The following is a 24,217-nucleotide window of genomic DNA, read 5'->3' on the forward strand; positions in this document are numbered from 1 at the left end:
AAGGAAATTTTATGAAAAGACTTTATCTTGTTCGTTATGGTGAATCTATTCAAAATGTTGGAATTAATCAGGAACTGCGTATGCCAGATCATGCAATATATTTGACAGAAAAAGGGATGCAACAAGCGTCTAATGCTGGAAAATTTATTGCACAACATTTGGATGGTGTGCCGTCATCAAACATTGTTATGTGGGTTTCTCCATATAAAAGAACACGTGAAACAGCAGGAGCAATTTTAAAGCATATTAATGTAAGTAAAGTTAAAGAAGATGATATGCTCACAGAATTACAGTTTGGTATTTTTGATGCCATTCCAAAAGAAAAAATTCCAGAACTTTTTCCCGAAGATTGGGAGCGGTATCAAAATAATCGTAAATTCAATGGAAAATTTTATGCTCGTAGGCCCGGTGGAGAAAGCCCGTTTGATTGTGAAATTAGGCAGAAATTGTTTCTTGATACTCTTTTCCGAGATATACATAATGGTTGTCCTGACAATATTATCATTGTTGGACATGGTGCAGCATTAACTATATTGCGTAAAGCTATATTTCATTATAATCATGAATGGTATGCAATGGAACATAACCCCGGAAATTGTAGTATTCAATCTATTTTGCTTGATAATGGAACAAATATTGATTTTGGATATATTTATGGTAATTCGGAGGAAAATTAATGGATATTAAAGAAGTCTTGAGCCGCCCGGAGTACCAATTCATTCAGACAAACCCTCATCTTGGGGGGTCGATGCTGTTTGCAACATTTGGTGGTAGTCACGCATACGGTACAAATAAACCCACATCTGATGTTGACATTCGTGGTTGCGCTCTTAATTCACGAAGGGACTTGCTTGGACGATCTAATTTTGAGCAAGTCATTGACAATGAAACGGATACTACAATTTATTCCTTTAACAAGTTGGTAAGCCTACTGGAAAATTGCAATCCAAATACTGTAGAGTTACTTTTCTGTCGGCCTGAAACTTACGTGTTTTATCATCCTATCGGAAAAATGATGGTAGATGAGCGTAAAATGTTCTTGTCTCAAAAGGCAGTACAGTCTTTTGGCGGTTATGCGAACCAGCAGCTTCGGAGATTGGAGTGTGCAGTTGCCCGTGATCGTGTTTCTCAGTCCAAGAAAGAGGAACATACACTCAACTCCATGAAAAATTCCATGAAACACTTTGAGGAAAAGTATACACAGTTTGATAAGGGCAGCATTGTTCTTTACACAGCGGAAAGCCAACGGGAGGAATATGATACTGAGGTTTTTGCTAACATTCATCTGAATCATTATCCAGCACGTGATTTCAATAGCATTATGAATGAACTTAGCAATGTCATTGGCACATATGAGAAGTTGAATCACCGTAATCACAAGAAAGACGATGAACACCTGAATAAACACGCTATGCACTTGATCCGTTTGTATCTGACGTGTATTGATCTGCTGGAGGGTGGAGAGTTTGCGACATATCGAGAGAAAGATATTCCTCTGCTCATGTCTATTCGTAACGGAAAATATCAGAAAGAGGATGGGACTTATGAGCAGGAGTTCTTTGATATGGTAAGCGATCTGGAAAAACGGATGCAGTATGCAAAGGAACATACGGTTCTCCCGCCGAAGCCGAATTACAAGCGCATTGAGGAATTTGTTTTGTATGTGAACAGCGAAGCAATTAAGATTACAGGAGGATAACTGAATGCGGTGGCTTGGAAATTTTGTTGGTGAAGAACAGGTCATAAGAAAATTCGCATTTTTGCCAATTAAAGCTAATGGAGAATGGCGATGGCTGGAATTTGTTTTTATTCATCAAACGTGGCATGGTAATTCGTGGCATAATGATTGGTTTGAGAACTAAGGAGAAATATATGCTTTTGAATGTAGTGATTGGAACACCTTTGGTTGCTCCAGAGGAATTATTGGCGTTCAATCTTGATGATTGGAACACCAATGAAAGACAGAAAACCTTATTTACAGAAACAAGATATTTACCAGCGATACTTAAAGAAGCTGGTATAGTTTCTTCAACTAATGAAGTGCGGAAAAATAACCCAAAGCTAAATATTACGCTGGATAGGCCAGATTGTATGATGGTTAAGTGGGGAAAGAAGTTTCTGTTTATTGTAGTAGGAGAGTAAGGAGGAAAATATGATTACTGCTGAAGATTATAAAAATCCTTATGGAATTTGGATAGTTACTACAGAAGGAGATTGCGAAGGTAGATCAACAAGGCATCTTGGAGTATTTCAAGGATATATTGACGATATAGCTTTTGCATTAGCTGAAAAGTGTTGCTATTCGCTGGAATTTGAAAAAGTTTGTACTGATATTCCTGTTCCAAAAAGAGTTTTAGATGAAGTAAATGTAACGCTTGATATTAATTCTGAAACATGGAAACTTTCTCCGATTGATCGAATTGGATTTTTCCGAAATATGCTTCAAGATAGAAATACCTTTGTATCTAAAGGTTCTGCATATGCTTCTGTTACTTTGAGTAGAAAAAATTTGGAAAAAGATAAACGAGAAGTTGCATTGGCAAAACTTACGGCAGAGGAAAAGGTATTGCTGGGGTTGAGTTGTTGAGGATTTATTATGAATGTTCAGTTGATTTGGGAGGAACTTCGGCTTGATGGTTCTGTAATAATTGGAAAACGCCGTAAAGATGGGAAATGGGATGCAAGAACTTATGTCATATTAAAAGAATTGAGAGAACTTGCAAGTAAAAATGGAAAACCGAACATATTTCTGTATTCATGGCAATCATGAGCGTAGGCCAGAAAGCCTTGCTACATATCATTCTGATGTTTGGCATGGTGGAGCGGTTTATATTGAGGACGAATACTCTAATCTTATCTTTGCACAAGATGGAGAGGTGTTTGATCTTGAGGGATTACAGACGCTTGTGCTTGGTGGTGCATATAGTGTAGATAAGTGGTATCGTCTGCAAAGTGGATACCATTGGTTTGAGGATGAGCAGATACCAGAACAACGGCGAAAGAGTATTCTGAAAAATGTAAAGCAACTTGGCAAAGTTGATCTGGTTCTGTCTCATACTTGCCCGTATCAGTGGCAACCTTTTGATTTGTTTTTGTCTGGCATAGACCAGAACAGTGTTGATAATTCTACAGAACATTGGCTTGCGGAAGTTGAAAGGAATTTGGATTATCGTTATTGGTTATTTGGACATTTTCATGATGACCGTTTAATCAACGATAAATCACAGATGCTTTTCAAAAATGTGATTGACTTAGAATTTTTGAAGGAGTGATTTAATGAATAACGTCTTTATCAAGGGGCAAATTCCTGACCTGAATTTAGATCGCAAGTTGAACTTGCACAATGGATCGCTGATTATTGTCAAACAAAGAGATACTATAACTGGCATTTATATGGTTGTATCATTCCGTGATAATAAAAACAAATACAATGGTAGTAATACCACATCGTATTGTTCGCTTGTAAATTTGGATAATGGTTCTCTTGCTTTTGAAGAGCGTTGCAGCCGTAGCACTACTGTACGTAGAGTTCTTAATCATGTTCTGCGTCTTGGGTTTTCAATGCCTTATAATCCAAACTCTAAAGAAAATGATAATCAAATGAAGGATTATGATATTGATTATTATGGAAACGGTGCATATAAACTTGAAGTTGATTTGAGGTGATAATAATGAAATTCGTTTTGGGATTTTTTGTTCTGGCGTATGTCATTGTTTTCTTTAATCCGAAGTTGGTGATTTCATATAATGGTGTTCCTACTAATAACTTTTTTGCGAGAGTTTTAGGCGCACTTATAATTAGTCTTATATTGACGCTTTTTATTGGTCTGCCGATTATAGGTGTTATCTCATTGTTTATATAGGAGGACTTATGGCGTTTGTACTTGATGAAGAAGGTAATATTATTGCTTTTAATGATCCAGAAAAAAATATACAGCAAAGTTTGAATTCAATCAAACAAGCGGTTAATTATCTTGTACGGGATAACAAGGCTCTACGTGCTACATTAAATCGTTATGACAAAGAGGCTGGTATTAAGGCCAAAGAAGATGAAATTCGATCTATCCAGCAGCGGGCTATTACTGTTCTTTCTCCAAAAGAATATGAGCGAGACAAGGCTTTTCGAGATCGTCATTATCAACTTTGTAAAAATGGAAGTCGCTTTATTTATGATCTTCAAGGAACAGGCATTGGCACAGTTGTAAAGATAAAGTGTCCAATTTGCGGTGCTGAAGAAGATATAACAGATATTGAATCTTGGTAAAGGAGAATTATATGCAATATGTTTTATTTTGCATAGTAGTATTTCTCATTGGTTATGTAATATATGCTTTAACACATAATGATGGGAGTGTGTTTTGCGATCCAACTGAGTGTGCTACTTGTCCGTTTCCTCATGATGGTTGCAAACATAGAAAAGAACTGTTCTATTATGATTTGATACGAATGGACGGTCAACATATCTATGTTGAAATTGATCAGAAACTTATTCCAGTTCGAGTACGGTATGAGAACAAACTATTGTGGTTTGTAAGTTCAATGGGATCAGTAACCTCGTATGACGATATTGAAAAGGCTGGAGGAAAGTTTTTTAAAAAATTTTCAAAAACCTCTTGACAATAATCAGAAATACAACTATAATAGGTAGTGTAAGGAGCCAGCGAAAAGCTGGCAATGAATAAGTGGAAATAACCACAAATACAACAATAAAGGAGCAAGGTTATGTACATCGAAACGAGCAAAGAAATTGGCAGTAAGGTTTATTTTCTGAAACCGATCCGCAAGGTTAAGTGTAGCCTGTGCAACGGCACTGGTCACATCTCTCTTGGTAAGCCCCTGAATGTGGAGGATGGTTACGAAAGCCCCAGCGAGTTTGTTCAGTCCCTTGTTCATCAATTTGCAGAGAATTATCGGGATGCAGTTATCGGAAACATTAAGCAGTATAAGTGTCCTGAATGTGGTGGCAAGGGTATGGTGAAGGCCATGTCCCCGAAATATGAAGTCGGAGAAGGAACAGTTGTTGCAATCAATATGATTGCGAATACCAATGGGGCAAATATGATGTTCGCTGTTAGTGAAGATGGCAATGGTTCTACTCCCCGTAAACTGACCGATGATGAGATTTGGTTGGATCGTGATAAGGCTCAGAGAAAATGCGACTTCATGAATCTTGAACGGCGGCTGGTTCCTATTGAGTGTATCCAGATTCCACAATCTTTCGCAAAGACCATTCCTTGTAACGAAAAGTTGATGCGGCGGCTGGATGAGTGGCGTAAGGCTCACAAGTTTGAGACTGAGATTTTTGTTGATGAGAAGCTGAACCTGTTTGATGGGTATACGTCTTTCTTGATGTATCGGATGCTTGGTAAGAATGATGTTCCTGTCGTGATCTGGCCTGACGAAAAGAGGCCGTGATGGATTTGGCAATCGGCAGCACATATCAAAACAAAAATGGCGATAAAATCAGGGTTTTAGATATATGCGATAGCCTTGACAATAAGCCAAAAGTAGTGCTGTATAAGAAAAACAAAAGTAAAAAAGTTCTTCAGTCGTTTCAAGAAGTGCTGATGGAAACATTAAAGGGAAGGAATTGATAAAATGAAAACTGTCAAAAATGTTCTCCTTGCTTTGCTGGCTGTAGTGATTGTTGTTGGTGGAACATATGCCGCTATTAAGTGGGATATGATTGTTGACAAGTGGCAAACAGAAGCAGATCGAGAAGTCTTTAAGCAGACCACGACATATTCTGAGGCTGCTGCATCGTTCTTGGCAGATAGTTATAAGCAGTATAACAATGCCGAAACAGATGCGGATAAGAACACAATTATGGAGTATGTTGTAATGCGGTATCCCAATTTGGATACTGATTCCATTGATAATGTAACCTTACGGAGTTTTTACAACCAGTGTCTTAATCATTAATAATAAAGGAGATTTGAAAATGAAGAAGTTTAAAATTGTGGCTATTGCCCTTTGTACGGTTCTTATGACGGGTATCTTGGCTGGCTGTATGTATGATAGTGAGGAAACTCAATATATCAATGAGTTAAAAGATCAGATTTAGGATAGTATTGGATTTCCAAATATCACAAATTTCTTTGAGTATTCTCAGTTGAAAGAAATCTATGAAATGCGTGATAATCCTAATCTTATTTGTTATTGGTATACTAAAAATGAGTACACAGGCAAATGGATTTATCAGGGGACTTGTATTGGGTATGGTATTCCTTATGGAGCAGCAATTACCGCCCCTGAATCTTCGCAAGAGGCCCGTGGTGGAGGTAGTTATTGGAACATTGTACCTCTTGCAGAGCCGAATGGACTGTATACAGAAAGTGTTGTGACTACGGCTACTTGGATTCTTACTACAAATGATTCTGGTGAAATTGCACCGACATATGTTGAGAGTGAGATCAGTGTAAGTCAGACTAAGATGGACGCTCGTCTTTGTGAGGATTGGTCAATTCCTGATAATTATTAAAGAATAGTAAAGGGGATAAACATAAAATGAAAAAGAGAGCGGCTATTATTTTAATGTTCATTGCAGCATTGGCTTGTATGCTGTGTGGGTGTCAGCGTCAGTCGGATCGTGTTGCCTATAATATTTCAAAAGAGGCAGATAACTTTAATGTCACACGGCGGCTGGAGGTTATCAACGCCCGTACCGACAAACCTGTGTTTGAGTTGATTGGAAATTTTGCGATTTCTAATAACTCAACAAATGAATTGGAAGTTACGGTTGAGGTTGGTCAGGGTGTTTATAAGAAACATATGGTTTATCTCAATGAGTGGACTATCTATGTTGTTGAGGATGTTAGCGGAGCCTATGTTGACAAGTATCATTATGAAGTGAACTTCCTGCCTGAAATGATTGTTCCTGTTACAGTTACTATGAACGATTGAGGTGATTTGAATGGATGATTTTCTGCATGAGATTCTTGAAAACACAAAGAAAATGTTTCCGGGTGCAACCAGCGTAAGGATCATAGTCACAAACGAAGATGTAAAAGTTACTGCATCTTATAATGGCGAACTGTCCGATTATTCAATGAGAAAGATTGATGGATCGTGGTGCAGTAAACGTAAGTAATTCATTCAATAGGTGAGACATATGGATTTAATCGAAAAATATCTGCGTGAACATTCTAATGGCAAAGATTATCCAATTTGTAGCAGCGAATTGGCAGAGGCATTTGGTGTTCCAAGAACTATGATCCGGCATATGATTAATGCTGCTCGAAGTAATGGAAGCCCGATATGTTCTGGTCAAAAGGGTTATTATGTAGCAACTGATAAAGAGGAAATCAAAAACACTATTGACTCATTACGTGGGCGCATTACAAAAATGGAAAAGGCTATTGCTGGACTTGAAGCGTGTTTGTAAAACAAAAATCTCCCTCACTACGTTTGTGGTGAGGGAGGGATATGGCAGCGTGTCAGAGTGGATTAATGAGGCGGTCTTGAAAACCGTTGGCGATTAATAATCGTCCGTGGGTTCAAATCCCACCGCTGCCGCCATATTGGAGAATGGTGGAATTGGTAGACACACCGTACTATGGAGCGGAGAAGGTAGCGCAGCCTTCTTTGTAGGTTCGAGTCCTACTTCTCCAGCCAAAATTATTTTAGTTCTAAACGTTGATTAACTAATCTTTTCATATCGTTTTCCCAAGCGGTCTTTCTATGATTGCGTTTCCATTTGATGTATTCATTCCAGCGAACGTTAGAAGCCTCCCATGACAGGCCAAAGATATGTTGAATATCCTGTGCCGATTCCACGTTTAGCATTTCATACAAAGGCATAGGGCATAACAAGAGCGCAGCAAAATGATCAGCCTCGGCTTCAAGTTCTGGATTAGATAGATTATTGAAATTATTTTCTGCAATATGAGGTTCAGCAATATATGGAAGGTGGTTGAGCGTAACATGACCAAGTTCATGAGCCAGAGTCCAGCGAATACGTCCTAAAACATTATGGTTTTCTCTGGATGAATTGAATAGAATAAGATACCGATTTTTCCCTACGTCATAGTGTGTACAACCGCTTTTACTTTCGCATAGAGCAAAGACCTCTTGTAAAGGGCATTGATTGAGTTCTGCAAATTTATTGTACGTCATTATTTTACAGTTATCCATCTGTTCAAAGAATAGTCGTGGATCAAGAGGAAATTTGATGCTTGGCAGCTTTTTGTAAAGTTGCAAGACTTGATTACAAATATAGGCGTATCTAATCAAGGCCATCACCTCACTTGGATTGTATCATAAATAGTGTCCCATAAAACGGACTTACTGATTATCGTCTTTAAAAGCATATTCAAAACCTATACGGAGCATTTGCATCATTTTTTGCCTATCCCCTCCTACCATTTTTGATCTTGCTCTTTGGATGGATATAATGTCATCGTCACCAATTAATTCATCGGCTGGTGTAGGAATGTCAGTCAAACCAAGGATATAGTCAACGGTTACGCCAAAGTAACGTGCAATAACTTTGATTTTATCTACGCCGGGGGTGCTTGTGGACTTCCATTTCTTGATGGTTGAGTTAGCAAACCCACAGTCATTTTCCAGTTTAGCGATTGAAATACCTTTTTTCTCGCACAGCATACGGATTCTTTCATATAGCGTAGATTCCATAGAAAATACCTCCAATTAGAAAACTATCTCATTTTTCCCTTGACAATGAGAAAACTATCTGGTATTATAAAGACCGTGGCTGAGAAAGTTATCTCATCTACACTGATTATAAGGTAAATTATCTAAAATGTCAAGACTTTTTAGGAGGATGATTCATAATGCCTTACAGCAGCAAGCAGGAAATAAATAAGTTGGTAGAGAATTTGGGTCAGTTTGGGATGTTTAAGGTTACAACAGATAAGGGCATTGAGTTTATGACTACAGAAATCGTTAGTAACATGGGCGTTTTTCTGGAGTTTCGGCGATTGTTTGCGTCCTCTGTGTACACTGATAATGCTGTTATTGGCATTAAGTATGTGTCTAAGACTGTGGCGATTTGTAAGACTTCTACTACCACATATACTATAAAAGCAGTATATGGCAGAAAAGAGCCTGTCAAGCGTGGACGGCGTAAGTTTAGCCAGATTGAAGATTTGATGGATTTAAAGTATGTGGACGATAACTATAATATGTACTTTCCAGAACTGGATTTGTTGATTCTTCCTATCCATCCTGTTTTATTAGGGAAACTTACAATTACCGAACAAGCACAGATCAAGAGCATTATTAATGTATATTTATATGGAAAAGGTCAAGCCATGCAGATGTGCAGAACTGTTTGTTTCCAAGTCCGGCTGCATGATGATCGTAACCGTATTTATGCTGGTATCTTTGATCTGGAGCGTGGTTGTTCTATAACCAGTAGGCAAATTTTTGAGGAATATATGTCTGTCGATATGCCAGATGATATTCTTGCAAAGCATCGAGCATTTCAGAACCATGCAAAAGAATTTATGAAAAACTTAGGGAAATTTGAAAATAAGGCTTGACAAATCGGCGCAAGCCGACTATAATAACAATAGATACAACAACGGAAGTGAGTGATACAAAATGCTCTGGTAAGGACGCTGGATCAACGTCCAGCAACAAGAAGTTAAGGCCATCTCAATCCATTGATTTTCTTTCTCCACAATAACAATAAATGCAAAAATCTTCTTGACAAGTGCGTTTAACTATGTTATTATAATAGTGTGAGGTGATTATAATGGTAAATAACTTGGTGATGGACAGATATGTTGAAGAATCCTCGCTAAAAATGAATGAAAAAAGCAAGCAACATATCAGAACTTTATTGACAAAATTCTTTGGAATGAAGCCTGACGTGGCCTATAATGACCTGACTCGACAAGATTTAATTGAAATGCTTTCTGCTTTTAATGCTACATCTATCATCACTTTTAACTCTGAAAAGAGCAAGATGAATGATTTTATGAAGTGGATGGTTGAGGAAGGCTACGGAACAGATGAGCCATTAAAAATTCTTGGTGATATTACATTTTTTGATCTTGACCGTTCCCATTTGTATGATAGGTATTATTTTCGAGACTATGAAGAACTTCATAATACGATGGATGAAGCCTTTTCAGAGCGTGGATCAGAGTTTGATACATTCAGGTCTGCTGCTGTGTTGGTGTGGTTTGGGATTGAAATTAAATACCTTTCAAACATCCTAAAAGAAGATATTTATGAGGATAAAGGGTATGTAGTTCATCCAGAGACAAAAGAAAAAATTATGCTACCTCCATTGGCTATGTATGTTCTTATAAACTATCGTGACTCAGACACCTATGATTCAAGTAAGTTTGGCGGCAGCGTTATGACTTATGCTAAAAGCAAGTTCTTATTCAGGAGTTATAAAAATGCTCAATTTACAACAGCGCAAATTACAAATATATCAAGTTCCGCAAATCGTGCGGCTGAAGAAATTGGCAAGACATTTCAGTGGAATAAGATTTATCTGAATGGTATATATAATAGGATGTACCAGTATGAACAAGAGCATGGTGATTTGTCAAGGTCTGACTTTGATAAGCTAAAAGTTTTCTTTGGAAAGCCGGACTTGAAACCAACTTCTCAACACAAAATGGATATGGCAAGAAAATTTGAAGAATATCAGGAATTTAAGGAGCATATGTATTCTTGAATTTCAGTTTTAAGGGGCGTGGCCTCTTAAAACTTGGCTAATAACCATAAATACAACTATCGCAGAATGGTTCAATGGTAGAACACCGTAAGGAGATGCTGGTTCGAGTCCAGCTTGTGCGAACATCATTTTTCAAAAATCAAAGTTTAGAAAGGAAGTATGTAAAATGACTACTGAGAAGATGACTGTTCACAAGGCTCTTGCAGAACTGAAGGTGCTGGATGATCGTATTCTTGTCGCCATTGGTGCTTGCAACCTTATCACTACTAAGAAGAATAATCAGGATAAGGTACGTGGCAAGACCGTTGCAGAGTTCACCGCTGATGCCAAGTCTGCTTATGATAAGGCAACTGACCTTATTAAGCGGCGTAACGCTATTAAAGATGCTGTGAATGTGTCTAATGCCAATACCACTGTCAAGATTGATGATCAGGAGTACACTGTGGTTCAGGCTATTGACAAGAAGAATCATGGTATGGATTTCTTCAAGAGTTTGCGTGACACTATGGTAGAGCAACTTGCCAAAGCAAAGACCGATCTTGAGCGCAATAACGATAGCCTCCAGCAGAAGGCAGAGCAGTTTGTAACTGGCCTGATGGGTAATAAGGATGCCAAGACTAATGGAGATGAGTTTGATGCCTCTGTTCGGACTTACATTAAGTCAAACTCTATGGAGTTGATTGATCCCGTTGGACTTGAGAAGCGGATCGAGGAACTGGACAGTATGATTACGGCGTTCATGACCGAGATTGATGCCGCCCTGTCCGTCAGTAATGCTCTGACCACCATCGAGATTACTTACTAAAGCATATCTCCTTCGCTGCATGGCGAAAACTATAAACCATGACACGCCTGAGTTTTTGGGAAAGAGTTCTGAGGTGTAAATTAATAAAAACTCTACCCACCTTCTGAAATTACGGTTATCGTAATTTTTAATACATAATCAAATTGGAATATGATTATTATATAAAAATTATAAATTCTATCAAGTGGGAACTACATTATGACAGTTCGCCACAGAATAGAACTTAAAAGATGACTGTAAAGTTCAAGGCTGAAAGTTGAAAGCTGAAGGCTCAATACTTAAAGTTTAGACTTGTCAAAGGTGAAAGGTTAGGCAACAAAGTTAAAAGGTAGTCAAAATCCTTGTAAATGGTTTTAGGAATTGTCATGCTTGTCCTTTAGTGATCCACAAGGCTGCTATGTAGCGAGGTTGATATAAAATAAATAGAATGTCTGATAGATACTATCGGACATTCTGTTCAAAACTTATTGTGGAATGTTGGCTTAGAAGCAGCCACCATTTAAAGAGTAGAGCGAAGCACCGCTAAGTGCGAAATGCTCAAGTTGCGTACTAAGTTATAAGTGCAACATGGAGTGATGTGCTGGCGGGAAAATGTGGAAGTGGAACGTCACCCCGTAACTGGTAAGGACTGACCCTCTTTTGGCGTAATAGCACACCATGATAAGTTTTGTACAGAGTGTCCGATGTAAGGAGTGATTGATTGCACAAGAAAGTAATTGCGTTTATCAATAGGTTTACATCTGGCGGCAAACTAAAAGATACAATTACAACTTTTACGCAAGGTTGCTGTTATTGGTTTGCTTATATTTTGCATAGTAGGTTTTCAAATTCTATTATCATGTATGATCCTTTAGAGAATCACTTTGTTGTAGAAATTGAAAAGCGGCTTTACGATATAACAGGGGAAGTTACAGGCCAATATAATGTTATTTGTTGGAAGAAGTACCCTGATAAAAAAGGTATTATTCGAGACTGTATTAAATTTTAAAAAAGGAGAATATAAAATGGAACTTCGTATTGATCAGAATGTCTTGGATCGGTTTCCTAATCTGAATGTCACTAAGGAGAACGATGTGGTTACAGTTAAGTTTAATGAGGGCAATGGTAATTCTGACTTTCTGTTTCCCCTGAATTTCCCGCTGCATAATCTCGATAGTCTTTCTTGGAGCAAGATTGATGAGATTGGTCGTGCTGGTAAGGCCAGAACGTTTTTTGCTCTTGGTGCAACTAAGAAGGACTATATGAAGAATGGATTTGTTGCCGAGTATCAGATTATGGACTTTGACCATGACGATCTTGCTGATGACAGCGGTAAGGCTCCTATCAGTTGGGATATGGTTGCGCTTTATAAGGATGAGATTTATATGAAGCGTAATAGTGAATCCTCTTGCTGGGATGAATGTGACGGACGTACATTCCTGAATGGTGAGTTTTACGATAATATGTCTGATGAACTTCGTGCCATTGTTAAGCCTGTATGGAAGTTGACCGCCAACAAGAACGGTGAGATTGTAAAGTCCAAGGATTATGTCTGGCTGAAGTCTGAAAAGGAACTGTATGGACGTACATTCTATTCCAATGATGGTGAAGGCTATTGGTATGCGTTGTTTATGCAGGAGAACTTTCCGTGGTTTAAGTTGAACGGCGACAATGAGAAGGACTGGCAATGGCTGCGTTCTGTCTTTGCTGGCTACACGAGCTATTTCTGCCTTGTCATCACTGACGGTTCTCCGAGCTACGCCGACTCTGGCATTTCCAGTGGGGTCGCCCCGGGCTTCTGTTCGTAAAGTTGATCGTTTTATCCCTCCTATCTCGTCTAAGGCGTAAGCCGGGACAGATAGGAGAGGATAAAACAAAACGTCAGAACTGAGACAAAAGGAAAGGAATGATAAATTATGAGGGTTTTGCTCTTGTTGCGTGGATCGGCTGGTGTTGGTAAGTCCACATATATCAAAGAGCATGGGCTTGAGCCGTATGCGTTGTCAGCAGATAATATTCGTATGATGTGTCAGTCCCCGGTAATGCAAACAAACGGAACTCTTGCAATTAGTCAATCGAATGAAAGGTTAGTATGGTCGTTGTTATTTCAGATGCTTGAGGCAAGGATGCAGCGTGGAGAATTTGTAGTGATTGATGCAACAAATTCTAAGACACAAGAAATCAACCGCTATAAAGATATGGCTAAAACTTATCGGTATCGGATGTATTGCGTTGATATGACTGGTGTTCCTATGGAAGAATGTAAACGGCGTAATAAACTGAGGCCGATTTACAAGCAAGTCCCGGATGAAGTCATCGAAAAGATGTATGCTCGTTTTGAGACACAATCTATTCCGGCTGGTGTGACTGTAATTCAGCCTGACGAACTGGATAAAATTTGGTATAAGCCAAGCGATTTCTCTCATTATAAGAGGATTCATCATATTGGAGATATTCACGGATGCTATACCGTCTTGAAAGAGTATTTGAATGATGGATTCAAAGATGATGAATTGTATATTTTCTGCGGTGATTATATTGATCGTGGTATTGAAAATGTAGAAGTAATCAACTTCCTGTATGAAAACATGAATCGTCCCAATGTAATATTGCTGGAAGGAAATCATGAACGCTGGCTTTGGTATTGGGCGCATGGTGGTACATCTAAATCAGCAGAGTTTGAGAAAGTTACCCGCAAGCAGCTTGAGGCTGGGGGGTTGGATTCTAAAATTGCTCGAATGTTGTATCGTAAATTTAATCAGTGTGTGTATTATACATACAATGAAAAAATTGTTTTGGTTACTCATGCTGGTTTAAGTGTAATTCCTGATAATCTGACAGAGATTGCATCTGAACAGATGATTCGTGGAGTTGGACGGTATAGTGAATACTTAGATGTTGCAAAAACATTTGATGAAATTATGCCTGAGAATACATATCAGGTGTTTGGTCATCGTAACACTGAGGATTCTCCGATTACGGTGTCAAAACGGTGTTTTGATCTGGAAGGTAGCGTTGAGTTCGGTGGCAATCTTCGGGCTGTAGTTTTGGATGCAGACGGTTTTCATCCTGTAATGATCAGAAACACAGTGTTTAAAGAGCAGACTAACGAGGAAGCAGTTGTACCAACTGAATATACTGAAACAGAGCAAAACGTTATGGAAGTTGTGGATAAAATGCGTCAGAACAAATACATTTACGAAAAGAAGTATGGCGACATTTCCTCTTTCAACTTTACCCGTGAGGCTTTTTATGATAAGAAGTGGAATGAGCAGACTACTAAGGCCAGAGGTTTGTTTATTAATACAGCAAATGGAACTGTAGTTGCCCGTTCTTACCCAAAATTCTTTAATGTTAATGAAAGAGCAGAAACAAAGTTTAGTATGCTCCAGCATAAGTTGAAGTTCCCCGTTACTGCATATGTAAAAGAGAATGGATTCCTTGGCATGGTGTCATATAATCCTGATACAGATGATTTCTTTATTACCAGCAAGTCCAGTCCTGATAGCGAGTTTTCAGCATGGTTGAAGGCAATGTTCTATGAGAATGTAAATGACGTTGCTGGCCTGAATGAATATCTGAAACGGAAGAATGTCACAATGGTATTTGAGTGTGTAGACATGGAAAATGATCCTCACATTATCAAATACGACAAATCACATTTGTTCCTATTGGATATTGTAAAAAATCAACTTGAATATGAGAAATTGCCTTATCAGCAGCTTGTTCAGATCGGTAAAGAGTTCGGATTTGAAGTTAAGACACGTGCATATCAGTTTATAGATTGGCAGAGTTTCCGTAACTGGTATACTGAAATCATGGATGAGGAATATCTTTATGATGGCAATGTAGTTGAAGGTTTTGTTGTTGAGGACAATGCTGGGTACATGGTAAAATTCAAGTGCTATTACTATCATTTGTGGAAACATATGCGGTCTGTTGCACAGGAAGTATTCAGAAGCGGACAGTATCGCCGTATGGGATCGCTACTTACTCCGCTTGAAAATAAGTTCTATGGCTTCTGTAAGGAAATTAGAGATCGGGAACATCCCAATCATATTATTCCGTTGCGTGATATGTTCATGCAACAGTTGATTGAAAGCAAATAACAAGAAATACAATAATGAGGTTAAAGAATGGACAGAGTTTTATTAAGCACTGGTAATAATAGCTGGGGAACTCCGCAGAAGTTCTTTGACCGCTTGAATCAAGTATTCCGTTTCACTCTTGATCCGTGTGCAGACGAAAACAATCATAAGTGCGATAAATTCTACACTGTGCAGGATGATGGCCTCTCGCAAAATTGGGGGGGGGGGGGCAAGTAGTTTTCTGTAATCCACCGTACAGTCGTAGGACGAAGGATAATCCCGGACAAGAGGATTGGATTGAGAAATGTTGTTCAGAGAGTGAAAACAACAAGATCACAGCGGTCATGCTTATACCAGCAAGAACAGATACAAAGCCACAACACGAATATGTGTTTGCTCATGCAAAGTATATCTGCTTTGTTAGAGGGCGGTTAAAGTTCAACGATGGTGCTGATCCAGCACCGTTCCCAAGTGAAGTTGTTGTTTTCACTCAAGACAACTTTGACAAAGAAATCAAAGGTCTTTCAGACCTTGGGTTTTGGATTAAATTAAAGGAGTGATGTGAAATTAAATATGTTGGCAGCAAGTCCCGGATTGCCAAACATATTGTTCCTATTATTCAGTCATACATCGACAAGACAGACGCAAATTTTTACTTAGAGCCTTTTATCGGGGGGGGGGCAAATGTAATTGACAAAATTTCTTGCAAGAGAAAAATTGGTTATGACATTAATCATTACTTGATTGAGTTATTCAAACATTTGGACATGATAGATGAATTGCCAGATGACATTTCAAAGCAAGAATATAGTGATGTAAGAAAGTCGTGGCAGGATCAAGACGGTAAATATCCAGATTGGTATATCGGTGCAGTTGGCTTTCTTGCATCATATAACGGAAAGTTTTTCGGTGGTAGGGCTGGTACAGTAAGGACAAAGATTGGCACGATTAGAAATTACTATGACGAAGCAAAGCGAAACCTGTTGGCACAAATCCCAAATTTGTCAGGGATTGAATTTGATGAGTTTGATTACCAGCAGCTTGATATGTCTAAGTTCAAAGGTGGCGTGATCTACTGTGATATTCCGTATAAGAACACGACAGGCTATCAGCAGACATTCAATCATGATGAGTTTTGGGCGTGGGCTAAACAATGTTCAAGAGACAACATCGTTCTGGTATCAGAACAGGCATCCCCGGATGGATGGAAGTCAATCTGGTCGAAACCAGTTAAGCGAACGCTGGATAATGCGTCACGGATTGACATTATGGAACAACTATATATTTTTGATAAATAACAAGAAATACAAACATTGGAGATGATAATAGCATGACACGTATGGAACAAAAAAGAGTACATAAAATTCGACTTTTAAGCATTGCTGTGATGGTTGTTGCTTTGGCCTGTATCCTTGCTTGTTGTACTGCTCCCATGCACCCTGTTCCCGCATTTGGTTGAGGGGGTACAGAATGGCAACAGTAGCTAAAACTTGGGGGGGCAAGCACTACCACTTGATAAAGGTTCTTTACGAACAAACGTAATATTCAATGATGATTGTATCAAAGGAATGTCATTGATGCCTGATGAATCGGTTGACTTGATTCTGACTGATCCTCCATACAATATAAGCGTTAAAAATAATTTCCATACTTTAAAAGGTAGACATGGGATTGATTTTGGAGAATGGGATAAAGGATTTGATTTAACTGGTTGGATACCTAATGCGATTCGTATTTTAAAAAGTGGTGGAAACATTATTATTTTTAATGCTTGGAGAAATATGGGACAAATTGCAGATATGCTCGAACAAAATGGGTGTTTAATAAAAGAAATGATTCAATGGCAAAAGACAAATCCAATGCCACGGAATAGAGATAGACTTTATGTAACTACTTGTGAATTTGCAATTTGGGCTACAAAAGGAAAGGGTTGGACTTTTAATAGGCAAAGAGAAACATATGAAAATACAATTTTCGTTTATCCAATCGTTTCTGCAAAGCAAAGATTTCATCCTACGCAAAAACCGACAACCCTAATTGAAGATTTGATAAAAATACATAGCAATGAAAAAGACATAATTTGTGATCCTTTTATGGGAAGTGGTTCAACAGCATTGGCAGCATTACATACAGGACGCAAGTTTATTGGATATGAACTTGATGAAAAGTATTATGAAGTTGCTTGTCAACGAGTAGATCAAGAAATGAAAGGGTGTTGAAATGCAGCCTATTTTCCCGGAATATATACAATTTTTGAAAAGCCATAATTGTGATGTAGATTGGTTCCATGAAAACACTTTTTGGCTTGATAACAACATTGTAAAAGCCTTCAGACGGGGGGGGGCAAGTAGTTTTATTATACCGTGTATCGGTTGATGATAATTTACATCTGACTTTAACTAAGCATAAGCAGAATAAAAACTTTGATGACTTTGAAACGTGGCAAGAAGCAATTCAGAGAAATCGAAATAGGCTTTACCAGATAGAACAAGAAAGTATAAATTTGTTGCAACAATATGGTTTACATACAGATCGAAGAATTATCAATACAAATTCTACTGGTAAAGATAGTATGGTGGTAACTCATCTTGCTAAAAAAGCTGAATTGAATTTTGAAACATTCTTTAATGTCACAACACTTGATGTAGCAGAAAGTAATCAAATGGCAAAGCGCAATGGGTATCAGCACATCTTTCCTGATCCTCAATACGGTGGATTTTATCAATATGTTCATAATAGCAGAATGATACCAAATAGATTTACAAGATTTTGTTGTCAATATTTCAAGGAAAGGCCAACAATAGATTATTTCAACGCAGATGACAAACTTTTGTTTATGTTTGGTATTCGTAACGGAGAAAGTAATCAGCGATCAAACTATGAGGATATTATAAAGAATCCATTATGGGGTAATCGTGATTGGATAGGGGTTTTACCTATTCGCAAGTGGTCAGAATTAGATATTTGGCTTTATATTCTTGCAGAAGATATTGAAGTAAATCCTAAATACAAATATGGATATACAAGAGTTGGATGTGGAATTGCTTGTCCGTATTATACAAAATACACATGGGTTCTTGATAAGTTCTGGTATCCATATCTTTATAATCGTTGGAGAGATATTCTTCGTAATGATTTTGTCAGTAACAATAAATGGCTGATTATGAATTGCACAATTAAAGAATATGTTACAAAAGCATGGACAGGTGGTGTCTTTCGTACAGAGCCAACAGATGAGGTCATTCAGGAATATGCAGAACATTCCGGGTTAGATATAGAAGTTGCGAAAAAGTATTTCAACCGATATTGTTCAAATGGCTGTATTAGCAAGCGAAGTCAGCCATTAAAAATAAAAGATAAAAACACTTTAGCAATGAACATGAAGATGTTTGGTCGTGATATTGAGAAATTCAAATGCAAGAAGTGTTTAATGAAAGAGTTTGGATGGACTCAAGAACAATGGAATAAACAAGTTAATGAATTCAAAAATCAAGGATGCAGACTATTTTGATTATAAGGAGAGATGCTAATGAAAATTTACTATGCTCATCATGTTTGGAAGTACGATACGCCTATAGAAAATTTTGAAATCAAGTGTATTGAACGGCAATTTAAAGATGCAGTTATTGTAAATCCTCGCACAACCATCCCGCAAGATCAACCAGAAAGCGTCATTCTTGATTACGCATATAAAGCACTCGATGACTGTGAGGCTATTGTGTTCTCTACATTTTCAGGAATGATCGGACATGGAGTATTTAATGAAATCATCTATGCTTTTAATGCTGGAAAGAAAGTATATCAGCTTGACGGAACTGAATGTATTGAAATTAGAAGTTACACAGATTTTATTGAGCATGGAATTCGTGATTTTATTTTCCGTGGTGATAACAGAATGTACGCCGTTGTAAATTCTCCATGTTGGTGATGTGATGGGATTAAGAGTTTTATCAATTTGTGGTGGTCTTGAAACTGGATTGCTGGCTTTAAAAGAATTAGGAATACCAGTTGATGAATACCATACTTATGAAATTTTTGAACCAGCTATCGAACTTAGTAAAAGGCATTTTCCTGAAATTATTCATCATGGAGATGTTATTGGAGCAGATTTTTCACAGTTTAAAGGTTTTGATCTGGTGATGGCTGGTACGTGCTGCCAGAGTTTATCGGTAGTCCGGCAAGAAAACAATCAAGTATGTTCAGGACTGAAGGGCAAATCTGGCATTTTCTTTGAGTATGCAAGAGCCGTCAAAGAAATTCAGCCAAAATGGTTCCTGTTGGAGAATGTAGTTCCAAAAAGCAAGACTGATCAGAATATTATTACCGATAACTTGGGGGGGGCAAATTCCTCAGTTGATAAATTCAAATCTCTTTTCTGCACAAGACAGGGAGAGATTGTATTGGACGAATATTCATATTGGTTCGCTGCCTAAATTAAACACAACCGTCCTGAAAGATATAATGGTATCAGATGCGCCAGAGAAAGATTATTATGATAAACCATATATCTTTCATGGTGAAGATAAAAAAGTAATCGCTACATTACAAGTTAATACACATGATATGTTGAAAAGAGTGTATAATCCAAATTTCAAATGTGCTACATTGACTTGTGTAAATGGTGGTTATCAGGAGAAAAAAGTTTGGGATCGAGGTCGCATACGGAAACTTTCACCAGTAGAATATGAGCGGCTACAAACTCTGCCCGATGGATTCACTGAGGGATACAGCGATAACGTTCGCCGCACTCTTTGTGGAAATGGGTGGACAAAAGAGGTTATAAAGCATATTTTTAAGGGCTTATAACAATAAATACAACAAGAAAGAAGGTAAGGTATGGCAAAGATTGTAGAACTGGAAAGTGGCGTTGATCCTGTTGAAGAAATTACCGATCCGAAACAGGCAGCAAAGAATGAGACAGAGGAAATGATTCAGCGATTGATGCAGAAAGCATATGTACTTGGATTGTCCGCTGGTATGAAAACCATGTGTGGTTCTGTTCTTGAGAAGATGAAACAGAATAAGAATCTTAATCCGCAGAAACAGTTAATGCTTTTGCGTCAGTGGTGTAATCACAATCTGTCAATTAGCAGTAAAAGTAATAATGGCGTAGACACAGAAAGCACAACACAAGAAACAACAAATAATAATACCGTTGAAAAGGAGAATGAAAATGATGCGTAAGTCACAGAACAATTCCACTATTTTGACCGAAAAGGCCGCTCAGTTAAACAGTCTAATGAAGGACTCTGAGAACGCAGTATCTGTCATCACTATAACGATTGATAGGTTGGCAAGCGTGAATGATCGTATCAATACTACTCGTCAGGAAATTGAGTCTTACAAGGCCGAACTTGAGCGTTTGGACGGGTCTATGGAGCAGCAGTTCTCTCATAATGCTAAGATCATTGAGAAGTTTAAGAACTTTTTGGAGGACTAATGAGCAGAGACACGTTTGAGAAAGAAATCGGTTGGATTCATTCAGAGAAAATCGCAAAGTTTGCTACATATTGTGTAAATAATCTTCCCGCTTATTTCTTTACGGTTCCTGCATCGTCAAGTGGTAAATATCATCCCTCTTATGCCCTTGGAGATGGTGGCCTTGTTCGGCACACTAAGGCCGCTGTGTCTATTGCCCATGAACTGTTCGACCTTGAAATGTTTCCGTTTACTAACGATGAACAAGATTTAATTATTCTAAGTCTTATTCTGCACGATGGCTTAAAACAAGGTGATGGTAATGGAAAGAGGACGGTATTTGATCATCCAATTCTTGCAGCAAATTTTGTAAAGAGATGTAATTTTGAGAGCCAGTTATTGACTGATGAGCAGGAAGCCTTTGTAGTAAATGCCATTGAATCTCATATGGGTCAATGGAATACATCAAAGTATTCTAAGGTTGAGTTGCCAAAGCCAAAGAATAAGTTTCAAAAATATGTTCATCTTTGTGATTATCTTGCATCACGAAAGTATTTGGAATTTGATTTTGAATCTATTTGAACAAGCAAAATATTAACAGTAAAGGAGAAATGCAAATGAGTTATCAGGCACGATTTAGTTTTGTTGGTACTCCCGTTATTCCCAAGCAGAAGTCGGACACCAAGCGTCCTTTCTGCAAAGAGGGAGAGTATGTTGATAAGCAGACAAAGAAGAAGCGCAAGACGCTTTCTATGACATTCGGCGTTAAGGAGACGGACTCTAATATGGCCTTTGTTGAGGCTTTCGATAGTGTTCAGTCTACGATTAAGACAATGGATGCCGACAATGAGAAGTTTGATGTTGATTGGGATGACCGTTTTGATGAGGATATTATTGAGAAGGTCGCCAATTACAGAAAGTACATTGTCGATCTTGGCGAGGAATATGGTGGTCGGCAGGAATTTATCACTGTATATGATATGATCAAGCATCTGCAAGAGTATCTTCCTCAGTATGATGGGCGTGTGGTGGTTACAGGTCAGTTTACCCGTGATTGGTACGCCAAGAAGAAGATGTATTTCAGCAAGTTCCGTATTCAGAATGTCTTTGCTGCTCCTGAAGAGCGTAAAAGTCGTTTGCTGATTACCGCCGATTTGTTCTATAACAAGTCCAGTCTGGATGATTCTGATTATGCAGAAAATAAAAAGATGACTTTGGATTGCTATATTGAACAGTACATCAACAAGGATGAGGGCAGGAAGTTTGTTCCTATTCAGTGTGTGTTCTCCGGCGCAAAGTATGATCCTGAGAATGAGCGTCATAAGAAGCTGCTGGCTAACAAGATGAGTTATCTTAACGTTGCCAAGATGAAGGTTCAGAACGATCAGGATGAAATCGTTACTGTAAAGGGTGATGAGTATGTTCATATCCCTTGGGAGATTGTTCTTCTGCGTGGTGCTGAAGAGGTTGACTTTGACGAGTCCATGTTGACTGAGCGGCAGCGTGAACAGGTTGAACTTGGTATTCGTACTGTTGATGATTTCCGTCCGAAAGGCAATGTCTTTGGTGATCGTGTTGATGAATTTAGGCTGAAGGACGTTATTATTTCTTCTGACGATTTCAAGGACGGATATTGTCGGTTTGCCGATGATAAGGGTGATGAGTTTGAGGAAAAGATTTATCAGCCTCCGCAGGATGAGACTATGGAAGAGGCTAAGAAAAACTCTAAGAAGGCTAAGAATACTGAGTCCAATGACGATGATCCTCCGTTCGATGAGGATGAGAAGAAGTCTGACGATGGTAGCGTAGCAGACGATGATCTGTTTTGATTGGAGGTAAGATAATATGGCAAGAAAGTTTGGACAGAAACGAGAGATTTGTATTGATCCGCTGGCTTATAACATTGGCCTGATTGGTGAGTCTGGTATTGGTAAGTCTACTGTAATTAAAGAGGTATGCGAGAAGCTGGCTGGTGATGAGGGATATATTGCCCTCGATATTGGCAAGGAAGATGGTCATGATGCAATCAACGGAATTGTATCTGCCAAGATTCCTGATTGGGCTACTTTTAAGGAGTTCTGTGATGATGTGATTGATAACAAACTGACAGATTATAAGGATTTGCGTGTCATTGTTCTTGATACATTCGATCAGTTGCTTGACATTGCCGAGCCTGAAGTTATCCGTATGCACAACAGGGCTAATCCTGATAAGCCTAAGATTACCTCCATCAAGGCAGCGTTCGGTGGTTTTATGGCTGGAGAAGATAAGGCAATTCAGATTGTTCTTGACAAGCTGTGGGAACTCAAGAGTGTGGGCGTATCGTTTATCGCCATTGGTCATACCAAGAAGAAGGATGTTGATGATCCGATTACTGGTGAGTCTTATTCCATTCTGACTACTAACATGAGCCAGCGTTACTTTAATGCTCTCAAGACCAAGTTGCATTTTCTTGGTGTTGCTTACATTGACCGTGAGATTGTTAAGCAGAAAACAGGTAAGAAGAATGTTGTTACTAAGCAGGAGGAAGTTAAGGGTAAGGTCATGAGCGAGAGCCGCCGTATTTCTTTCCGTGATGATAACTACAGTGTTGATTCTAAGTCTCGCTTTGCAGACATTGTTGATGAAATTCCTCTGGACTCTGATGCTTTCATCAAGGCACTTACTGATGCGATTATGGCTGAACACAGCAAGGGTGATAAGACTGTTGAACAGTCTAAGAAAGACTTAGAGAAGGCACGTAAGCAGAAGGAAGCCGAAGTTGCCGAGAAGTTGGAGCATGATGCTGCGAATAAGGTTGATGAGGAAAAGAACGCTGAGTTGGTTAGTACCATTCAGAATAAGTTCTCTGATGCAAATGCTGCAACTAAGAAAAAGGTAAAGGCTTTTATGGCAGAGCATGACATTCCGAATTTCAAAAACGCAGATGAAATCCCTACTGCAAACCTTGAGGCCATTGTCGCCATGCTGAATGAGGACGAGTAAGATGAGAAAATACAATGATGGTAGTTTGATTGGATGGATCGTTTGCATTGTTCTGCTCTGTATCTTTGAGCCTGTTCTTTATTTTGGTCTTGCATATTTTGGCGGTTGGATTCTGAAGATGTGTATTGGCTCTACAGTTGCAAATGGTCTGAATCTGATGTTTGACACGACACGATTTACACCAGACATTATCCCTCTGGCTTGCGGTACACTTGCAACAATCGGAAGTTTCTTCAAGACACGTGTAAGCAACAGTAGCAACTAATTCAAAGGAGGACAGTCAGT

38 protein-coding genes and 3 tRNA genes are annotated in these 24,217 nt (G+C 38.5%); 39 read left to right on the forward strand and 2 right to left on the reverse strand.

Going from position 1 to position 24,217, the window contains the following annotated elements; genetic code table 11:
- Nucleotides 1-11: 11 nt before the first annotated feature.
- From VV088_RS00840 to VV088_RS00925, 18 genes are all read left to right on the forward strand, one after another.
- Entirely contained in the window at nucleotides 12-677 is a 666-nt protein-coding gene (locus VV088_RS00840; protein WP_334598960.1) for a histidine phosphatase family protein, read from the forward strand.
- Nucleotides 677-1,699 (forward strand): nucleotidyltransferase domain-containing protein, encoded by a 1,023-nt coding sequence (locus tag VV088_RS00845; protein ID WP_334598961.1) that lies wholly within the window; start codon nucleotides 677-679, stop codon nucleotides 1,697-1,699. Before VV088_RS00840 ends, VV088_RS00845 begins: the two co-directional genes overlap by 1 nt.
- Nucleotides 1,700-1,703: 4 nt before the next feature.
- Complete coding sequence (locus tag VV088_RS00850) at nucleotides 1,704-1,862, forward strand: hypothetical protein (RefSeq protein WP_334598962.1); 159 nt, start codon at nucleotides 1,704-1,706, stop codon at nucleotides 1,860-1,862.
- A gap of 10 nt (nucleotides 1,863-1,872) precedes the next feature.
- Complete coding sequence (locus tag VV088_RS00855) at nucleotides 1,873-2,142, forward strand: hypothetical protein (protein ID WP_334598963.1); 270 nt, start codon at nucleotides 1,873-1,875, stop codon at nucleotides 2,140-2,142.
- A 10-nt stretch (nucleotides 2,143-2,152) separates the two neighbouring features.
- A complete protein-coding gene (locus tag VV088_RS00860) occupies nucleotides 2,153-2,587 on the forward strand; it encodes a hypothetical protein (protein WP_285829499.1) in 435 nt (144 codons plus the stop codon).
- 142 nt (nucleotides 2,588-2,729) lie between these two features.
- On the forward strand, nucleotides 2,730-3,272 hold the full coding sequence (locus VV088_RS00865; RefSeq protein WP_334598964.1) for a metallophosphoesterase: 543 nt from the start codon (nucleotides 2,730-2,732) through the stop codon (nucleotides 3,270-3,272).
- A 4-nt stretch (nucleotides 3,273-3,276) separates the two neighbouring features.
- Nucleotides 3,277-3,666 (forward strand): hypothetical protein, encoded by a 390-nt coding sequence (locus VV088_RS00870; protein WP_285829509.1) that lies wholly within the window; start codon nucleotides 3,277-3,279, stop codon nucleotides 3,664-3,666.
- 205 nt (nucleotides 3,667-3,871) lie between these two features.
- Entirely contained in the window at nucleotides 3,872-4,264 is a 393-nt protein-coding gene (locus VV088_RS00875; RefSeq protein ID WP_217959303.1) for a hypothetical protein, read from the forward strand.
- Between the two features lie 11 nt (nucleotides 4,265-4,275).
- Nucleotides 4,276-4,617, forward strand: a complete 342-nt coding sequence (locus tag VV088_RS00880) for a hypothetical protein (RefSeq protein WP_217959302.1) — start codon at nucleotides 4,276-4,278, stop codon at nucleotides 4,615-4,617.
- Nucleotides 4,618-4,722: 105 nt separating this feature from the next.
- Nucleotides 4,723-5,415: a hypothetical protein gene (locus VV088_RS00885; RefSeq protein ID WP_285829510.1), complete on the forward strand. Its 693-nt coding sequence runs from the start codon at nucleotides 4,723-4,725 to the stop codon at nucleotides 5,413-5,415.
- On the forward strand, nucleotides 5,415-5,594 hold the full coding sequence (locus VV088_RS00890; protein ID WP_334598965.1) for a hypothetical protein: 180 nt from the start codon (nucleotides 5,415-5,417) through the stop codon (nucleotides 5,592-5,594). The genes VV088_RS00885 and VV088_RS00890 overlap by 1 nt, the downstream gene beginning before the upstream one ends.
- Before the next feature lie 4 nt (nucleotides 5,595-5,598).
- Nucleotides 5,599-5,922: a hypothetical protein gene (locus VV088_RS00895; RefSeq protein ID WP_334598966.1), complete on the forward strand. Its 324-nt coding sequence runs from the start codon at nucleotides 5,599-5,601 to the stop codon at nucleotides 5,920-5,922.
- A gap of 19 nt (nucleotides 5,923-5,941) precedes the next feature.
- On the forward strand, nucleotides 5,942-6,064 hold the full coding sequence (locus VV088_RS00900) for a hypothetical protein (protein WP_334598967.1): 123 nt from the start codon (nucleotides 5,942-5,944) through the stop codon (nucleotides 6,062-6,064).
- A 48-nt stretch (nucleotides 6,065-6,112) separates the two neighbouring features.
- Nucleotides 6,113-6,481 (forward strand): hypothetical protein, encoded by a 369-nt coding sequence (locus tag VV088_RS00905; protein ID WP_334598968.1) that lies wholly within the window; start codon nucleotides 6,113-6,115, stop codon nucleotides 6,479-6,481.
- A 26-nt stretch (nucleotides 6,482-6,507) separates the two neighbouring features.
- Nucleotides 6,508-6,903, forward strand: a complete 396-nt coding sequence (locus VV088_RS00910) for a beta-sandwich lipoprotein (protein ID WP_334598969.1) — start codon at nucleotides 6,508-6,510, stop codon at nucleotides 6,901-6,903.
- Nucleotides 6,904-7,111: 208 nt separating this feature from the next.
- Complete coding sequence (locus VV088_RS00915) at nucleotides 7,112-7,384, forward strand: hypothetical protein (protein WP_334598970.1); 273 nt, start codon at nucleotides 7,112-7,114, stop codon at nucleotides 7,382-7,384.
- Nucleotides 7,385-7,427: 43 nt separating this feature from the next.
- Nucleotides 7,428-7,518 (forward strand) — tRNA-Ser (locus VV088_RS00920).
- Nucleotides 7,519-7,521: 3 nt separating this feature from the next.
- Nucleotides 7,522-7,614, forward strand: a tRNA-OTHER gene (locus VV088_RS00925).
- A 3-nt stretch (nucleotides 7,615-7,617) separates the two neighbouring features.
- Here VV088_RS00925 and VV088_RS00930 read toward each other — a convergent pair.
- Together VV088_RS00930 and VV088_RS00935 are read right to left on the reverse strand one after the other, a co-directional pair.
- On the reverse strand, nucleotides 7,618-8,232 hold the full coding sequence (locus VV088_RS00930; RefSeq protein WP_334598971.1) for an ImmA/IrrE family metallo-endopeptidase: 615 nt from the start codon (nucleotides 8,230-8,232) through the stop codon (nucleotides 7,618-7,620).
- A 51-nt stretch (nucleotides 8,233-8,283) separates the two neighbouring features.
- Nucleotides 8,284-8,634 carry a helix-turn-helix domain-containing protein gene (locus tag VV088_RS00935; RefSeq protein WP_160265855.1) on the reverse strand — a complete coding sequence of 117 codons (351 nt, stop codon included), beginning with the start codon at nucleotides 8,632-8,634 and terminating at the stop codon, nucleotides 8,284-8,286.
- A gap of 158 nt (nucleotides 8,635-8,792) precedes the next feature.
- Between VV088_RS00935 and VV088_RS00940 the strand changes: the two genes are divergently transcribed.
- From VV088_RS00940 to VV088_RS01040, 21 genes are all read left to right on the forward strand, one after another.
- Nucleotides 8,793-9,503: a hypothetical protein gene (locus VV088_RS00940; protein WP_334598972.1), complete on the forward strand. Its 711-nt coding sequence runs from the start codon at nucleotides 8,793-8,795 to the stop codon at nucleotides 9,501-9,503.
- Nucleotides 9,504-9,718: 215 nt separating this feature from the next.
- The gene (locus VV088_RS00945) at nucleotides 9,719-10,657 is read left to right on the forward strand and encodes a hypothetical protein (RefSeq protein ID WP_334598973.1); all 939 of its coding nucleotides are present in this window, start codon (nucleotides 9,719-9,721) and stop codon (nucleotides 10,655-10,657) included.
- A gap of 60 nt (nucleotides 10,658-10,717) precedes the next feature.
- Nucleotides 10,718-10,779 (forward strand) — tRNA-OTHER (locus VV088_RS00950).
- Nucleotides 10,780-10,823: 44 nt separating this feature from the next.
- Nucleotides 10,824-11,462, forward strand: coding sequence for a hypothetical protein (locus VV088_RS00955; RefSeq protein ID WP_334598974.1), 639 nt, complete (start codon nucleotides 10,824-10,826; stop codon nucleotides 11,460-11,462).
- A 700-nt stretch (nucleotides 11,463-12,162) separates the two neighbouring features.
- Complete coding sequence (locus VV088_RS00960; RefSeq protein WP_334598975.1) at nucleotides 12,163-12,450, forward strand: hypothetical protein; 288 nt, start codon at nucleotides 12,163-12,165, stop codon at nucleotides 12,448-12,450.
- Between the two features lie 16 nt (nucleotides 12,451-12,466).
- Nucleotides 12,467-13,249: a DUF6273 domain-containing protein gene (locus VV088_RS00965; RefSeq protein ID WP_334598976.1), complete on the forward strand. Its 783-nt coding sequence runs from the start codon at nucleotides 12,467-12,469 to the stop codon at nucleotides 13,247-13,249.
- A gap of 108 nt (nucleotides 13,250-13,357) precedes the next feature.
- The gene (locus tag VV088_RS00970) at nucleotides 13,358-15,550 is read left to right on the forward strand and encodes an RNA ligase (protein ID WP_334598977.1); all 2,193 of its coding nucleotides are present in this window, start codon (nucleotides 13,358-13,360) and stop codon (nucleotides 15,548-15,550) included.
- Nucleotides 15,551-15,577: 27 nt separating this feature from the next.
- A complete protein-coding gene (locus VV088_RS00975) occupies nucleotides 15,578-15,766 on the forward strand; it encodes a DNA N-6-adenine-methyltransferase (protein ID WP_334598978.1) in 189 nt (62 codons plus the stop codon).
- Complete coding sequence (locus tag VV088_RS00980) at nucleotides 15,745-16,089, forward strand: DNA N-6-adenine-methyltransferase (RefSeq protein ID WP_334598979.1); 345 nt, start codon at nucleotides 15,745-15,747, stop codon at nucleotides 16,087-16,089. The genes VV088_RS00975 and VV088_RS00980 overlap by 22 nt, the downstream gene beginning before the upstream one ends.
- A 6-nt stretch (nucleotides 16,090-16,095) precedes the next feature.
- Nucleotides 16,096-16,827 (forward strand): DNA adenine methylase, encoded by a 732-nt coding sequence (locus VV088_RS00985; protein WP_334600448.1) that lies wholly within the window; start codon nucleotides 16,096-16,098, stop codon nucleotides 16,825-16,827.
- Nucleotides 16,828-17,106: 279 nt separating this feature from the next.
- Nucleotides 17,107-17,748, forward strand: a complete 642-nt coding sequence (locus VV088_RS00990) for a DNA-methyltransferase (protein ID WP_334598980.1) — start codon at nucleotides 17,107-17,109, stop codon at nucleotides 17,746-17,748.
- 284 nt (nucleotides 17,749-18,032) lie between these two features.
- The gene (locus VV088_RS00995) at nucleotides 18,033-19,040 is read left to right on the forward strand and encodes a phosphoadenosine phosphosulfate reductase family protein (protein WP_217959284.1); all 1,008 of its coding nucleotides are present in this window, start codon (nucleotides 18,033-18,035) and stop codon (nucleotides 19,038-19,040) included.
- An 18-nt stretch (nucleotides 19,041-19,058) separates the two neighbouring features.
- The gene (locus VV088_RS01000; RefSeq protein ID WP_217959283.1) at nucleotides 19,059-19,457 is read left to right on the forward strand and encodes a hypothetical protein; all 399 of its coding nucleotides are present in this window, start codon (nucleotides 19,059-19,061) and stop codon (nucleotides 19,455-19,457) included.
- Nucleotides 19,458-19,461: 4 nt separating this feature from the next.
- Complete coding sequence (locus VV088_RS01005; RefSeq protein WP_285829547.1) at nucleotides 19,462-19,962, forward strand: DNA cytosine methyltransferase; 501 nt, start codon at nucleotides 19,462-19,464, stop codon at nucleotides 19,960-19,962.
- Nucleotides 19,925-20,335: a DNA cytosine methyltransferase gene (locus VV088_RS01010; RefSeq protein WP_334598981.1), complete on the forward strand. Its 411-nt coding sequence runs from the start codon at nucleotides 19,925-19,927 to the stop codon at nucleotides 20,333-20,335. Before VV088_RS01005 ends, VV088_RS01010 begins: the two co-directional genes overlap by 38 nt.
- Before the next feature lie 30 nt (nucleotides 20,336-20,365).
- Nucleotides 20,366-20,713, forward strand: a complete 348-nt coding sequence (locus VV088_RS01015; RefSeq protein ID WP_160265846.1) for a hypothetical protein — start codon at nucleotides 20,366-20,368, stop codon at nucleotides 20,711-20,713.
- A complete protein-coding gene (locus tag VV088_RS01020; RefSeq protein ID WP_160265845.1) occupies nucleotides 20,703-20,969 on the forward strand; it encodes a hypothetical protein in 267 nt (88 codons plus the stop codon). The genes VV088_RS01015 and VV088_RS01020 overlap by 11 nt, the downstream gene beginning before the upstream one ends.
- On the forward strand, nucleotides 20,969-21,529 hold the full coding sequence (locus VV088_RS01025; RefSeq protein ID WP_160265844.1) for an HD domain-containing protein: 561 nt from the start codon (nucleotides 20,969-20,971) through the stop codon (nucleotides 21,527-21,529). Before VV088_RS01020 ends, VV088_RS01025 begins: the two co-directional genes overlap by 1 nt.
- A gap of 35 nt (nucleotides 21,530-21,564) precedes the next feature.
- Nucleotides 21,565-22,776 carry a hypothetical protein gene (locus VV088_RS01030; protein ID WP_160265843.1) on the forward strand — a complete coding sequence of 404 codons (1,212 nt, stop codon included), beginning with the start codon at nucleotides 21,565-21,567 and terminating at the stop codon, nucleotides 22,774-22,776.
- A gap of 16 nt (nucleotides 22,777-22,792) precedes the next feature.
- Nucleotides 22,793-23,932, forward strand: coding sequence for an AAA family ATPase (locus VV088_RS01035; RefSeq protein ID WP_160265842.1), 1,140 nt, complete (start codon nucleotides 22,793-22,795; stop codon nucleotides 23,930-23,932).
- Between the two features lies 1 nt (nucleotide 23,933).
- The gene (locus VV088_RS01040; RefSeq protein ID WP_160265841.1) at nucleotides 23,934-24,197 is read left to right on the forward strand and encodes a hypothetical protein; all 264 of its coding nucleotides are present in this window, start codon (nucleotides 23,934-23,936) and stop codon (nucleotides 24,195-24,197) included.
- Nucleotides 24,198-24,217 lie beyond the last annotated feature (20 nt).

This window comes from Lawsonibacter sp. JLR.KK007, assembly GCF_036941135.1.
GTDB lineage: Bacteria > Bacillota > Clostridia > Oscillospirales > Oscillospiraceae > Lawsonibacter.

Excerpts from the sequence above, each read along its gene's own strand:
- VV088_RS00840 (WP_334598960.1), top strand. The coding sequence starts at position 12 with ATGAAAAGACTTTATCTTGTTCGTTATGGTGAATCTATTCAAAATGTT.
- VV088_RS00845 (WP_334598961.1), top strand. The coding sequence starts at position 677 with ATGGATATTAAAGAAGTCTTGAGCCGCCCGGAGTACCAATTCATTCAG.
- VV088_RS00850 (WP_334598962.1), top strand. The coding sequence starts at position 1,704 with ATGCGGTGGCTTGGAAATTTTGTTGGTGAAGAACAGGTCATAAGAAAA.
- VV088_RS00855 (WP_334598963.1), top strand. The coding sequence starts at position 1,873 with ATGCTTTTGAATGTAGTGATTGGAACACCTTTGGTTGCTCCAGAGGAA.
- VV088_RS00860 (WP_285829499.1), top strand. The coding sequence starts at position 2,153 with ATGATTACTGCTGAAGATTATAAAAATCCTTATGGAATTTGGATAGTT.
- VV088_RS00865 (WP_334598964.1), top strand. The coding sequence starts at position 2,730 with ATGGAAAACCGAACATATTTCTGTATTCATGGCAATCATGAGCGTAGG.
- VV088_RS00870 (WP_285829509.1), top strand. The coding sequence starts at position 3,277 with ATGAATAACGTCTTTATCAAGGGGCAAATTCCTGACCTGAATTTAGAT.
- VV088_RS00875 (WP_217959303.1), top strand. The coding sequence starts at position 3,872 with ATGGCGTTTGTACTTGATGAAGAAGGTAATATTATTGCTTTTAATGAT.
- VV088_RS00880 (WP_217959302.1), top strand. The coding sequence starts at position 4,276 with ATGCAATATGTTTTATTTTGCATAGTAGTATTTCTCATTGGTTATGTA.
- VV088_RS00885 (WP_285829510.1), top strand. The coding sequence starts at position 4,723 with ATGTACATCGAAACGAGCAAAGAAATTGGCAGTAAGGTTTATTTTCTG.
- VV088_RS00890 (WP_334598965.1), top strand. The coding sequence starts at position 5,415 with ATGGATTTGGCAATCGGCAGCACATATCAAAACAAAAATGGCGATAAA.
- VV088_RS00895 (WP_334598966.1), top strand. The coding sequence starts at position 5,599 with ATGAAAACTGTCAAAAATGTTCTCCTTGCTTTGCTGGCTGTAGTGATT.
- VV088_RS00900 (WP_334598967.1), top strand. The coding sequence starts at position 5,942 with ATGAAGAAGTTTAAAATTGTGGCTATTGCCCTTTGTACGGTTCTTATG.
- VV088_RS00910 (WP_334598969.1), top strand. The coding sequence starts at position 6,508 with ATGAAAAAGAGAGCGGCTATTATTTTAATGTTCATTGCAGCATTGGCT.
- VV088_RS00915 (WP_334598970.1), top strand. The coding sequence starts at position 7,112 with ATGGATTTAATCGAAAAATATCTGCGTGAACATTCTAATGGCAAAGAT.
- VV088_RS00935 (WP_160265855.1), bottom strand. The coding sequence starts at position 8,634 with ATGGAATCTACGCTATATGAAAGAATCCGTATGCTGTGCGAGAAAAAA.
- VV088_RS00940 (WP_334598972.1), top strand. The coding sequence starts at position 8,793 with ATGCCTTACAGCAGCAAGCAGGAAATAAATAAGTTGGTAGAGAATTTG.
- VV088_RS00945 (WP_334598973.1), top strand. The coding sequence starts at position 9,719 with ATGGTAAATAACTTGGTGATGGACAGATATGTTGAAGAATCCTCGCTA.
- VV088_RS00955 (WP_334598974.1), top strand. The coding sequence starts at position 10,824 with ATGACTACTGAGAAGATGACTGTTCACAAGGCTCTTGCAGAACTGAAG.
- VV088_RS00965 (WP_334598976.1), top strand. The coding sequence starts at position 12,467 with ATGGAACTTCGTATTGATCAGAATGTCTTGGATCGGTTTCCTAATCTG.
- VV088_RS00970 (WP_334598977.1), top strand. The coding sequence starts at position 13,358 with ATGAGGGTTTTGCTCTTGTTGCGTGGATCGGCTGGTGTTGGTAAGTCC.
- VV088_RS00975 (WP_334598978.1), top strand. The coding sequence starts at position 15,578 with ATGGACAGAGTTTTATTAAGCACTGGTAATAATAGCTGGGGAACTCCG.
- VV088_RS00990 (WP_334598980.1), top strand. The coding sequence starts at position 17,107 with ATGCCTGATGAATCGGTTGACTTGATTCTGACTGATCCTCCATACAAT.
- VV088_RS01000 (WP_217959283.1), top strand. The coding sequence starts at position 19,059 with ATGAAAATTTACTATGCTCATCATGTTTGGAAGTACGATACGCCTATA.
- VV088_RS01005 (WP_285829547.1), top strand. The coding sequence starts at position 19,462 with ATGGGATTAAGAGTTTTATCAATTTGTGGTGGTCTTGAAACTGGATTG.
- VV088_RS01015 (WP_160265846.1), top strand. The coding sequence starts at position 20,366 with ATGGCAAAGATTGTAGAACTGGAAAGTGGCGTTGATCCTGTTGAAGAA.
- VV088_RS01020 (WP_160265845.1), top strand. The coding sequence starts at position 20,703 with ATGATGCGTAAGTCACAGAACAATTCCACTATTTTGACCGAAAAGGCC.
- VV088_RS01025 (WP_160265844.1), top strand. The coding sequence starts at position 20,969 with ATGAGCAGAGACACGTTTGAGAAAGAAATCGGTTGGATTCATTCAGAG.
- VV088_RS01030 (WP_160265843.1), top strand. The coding sequence starts at position 21,565 with ATGAGTTATCAGGCACGATTTAGTTTTGTTGGTACTCCCGTTATTCCC.
- VV088_RS01035 (WP_160265842.1), top strand. The coding sequence starts at position 22,793 with ATGGCAAGAAAGTTTGGACAGAAACGAGAGATTTGTATTGATCCGCTG.
- VV088_RS01040 (WP_160265841.1), top strand. The coding sequence starts at position 23,934 with ATGAGAAAATACAATGATGGTAGTTTGATTGGATGGATCGTTTGCATT.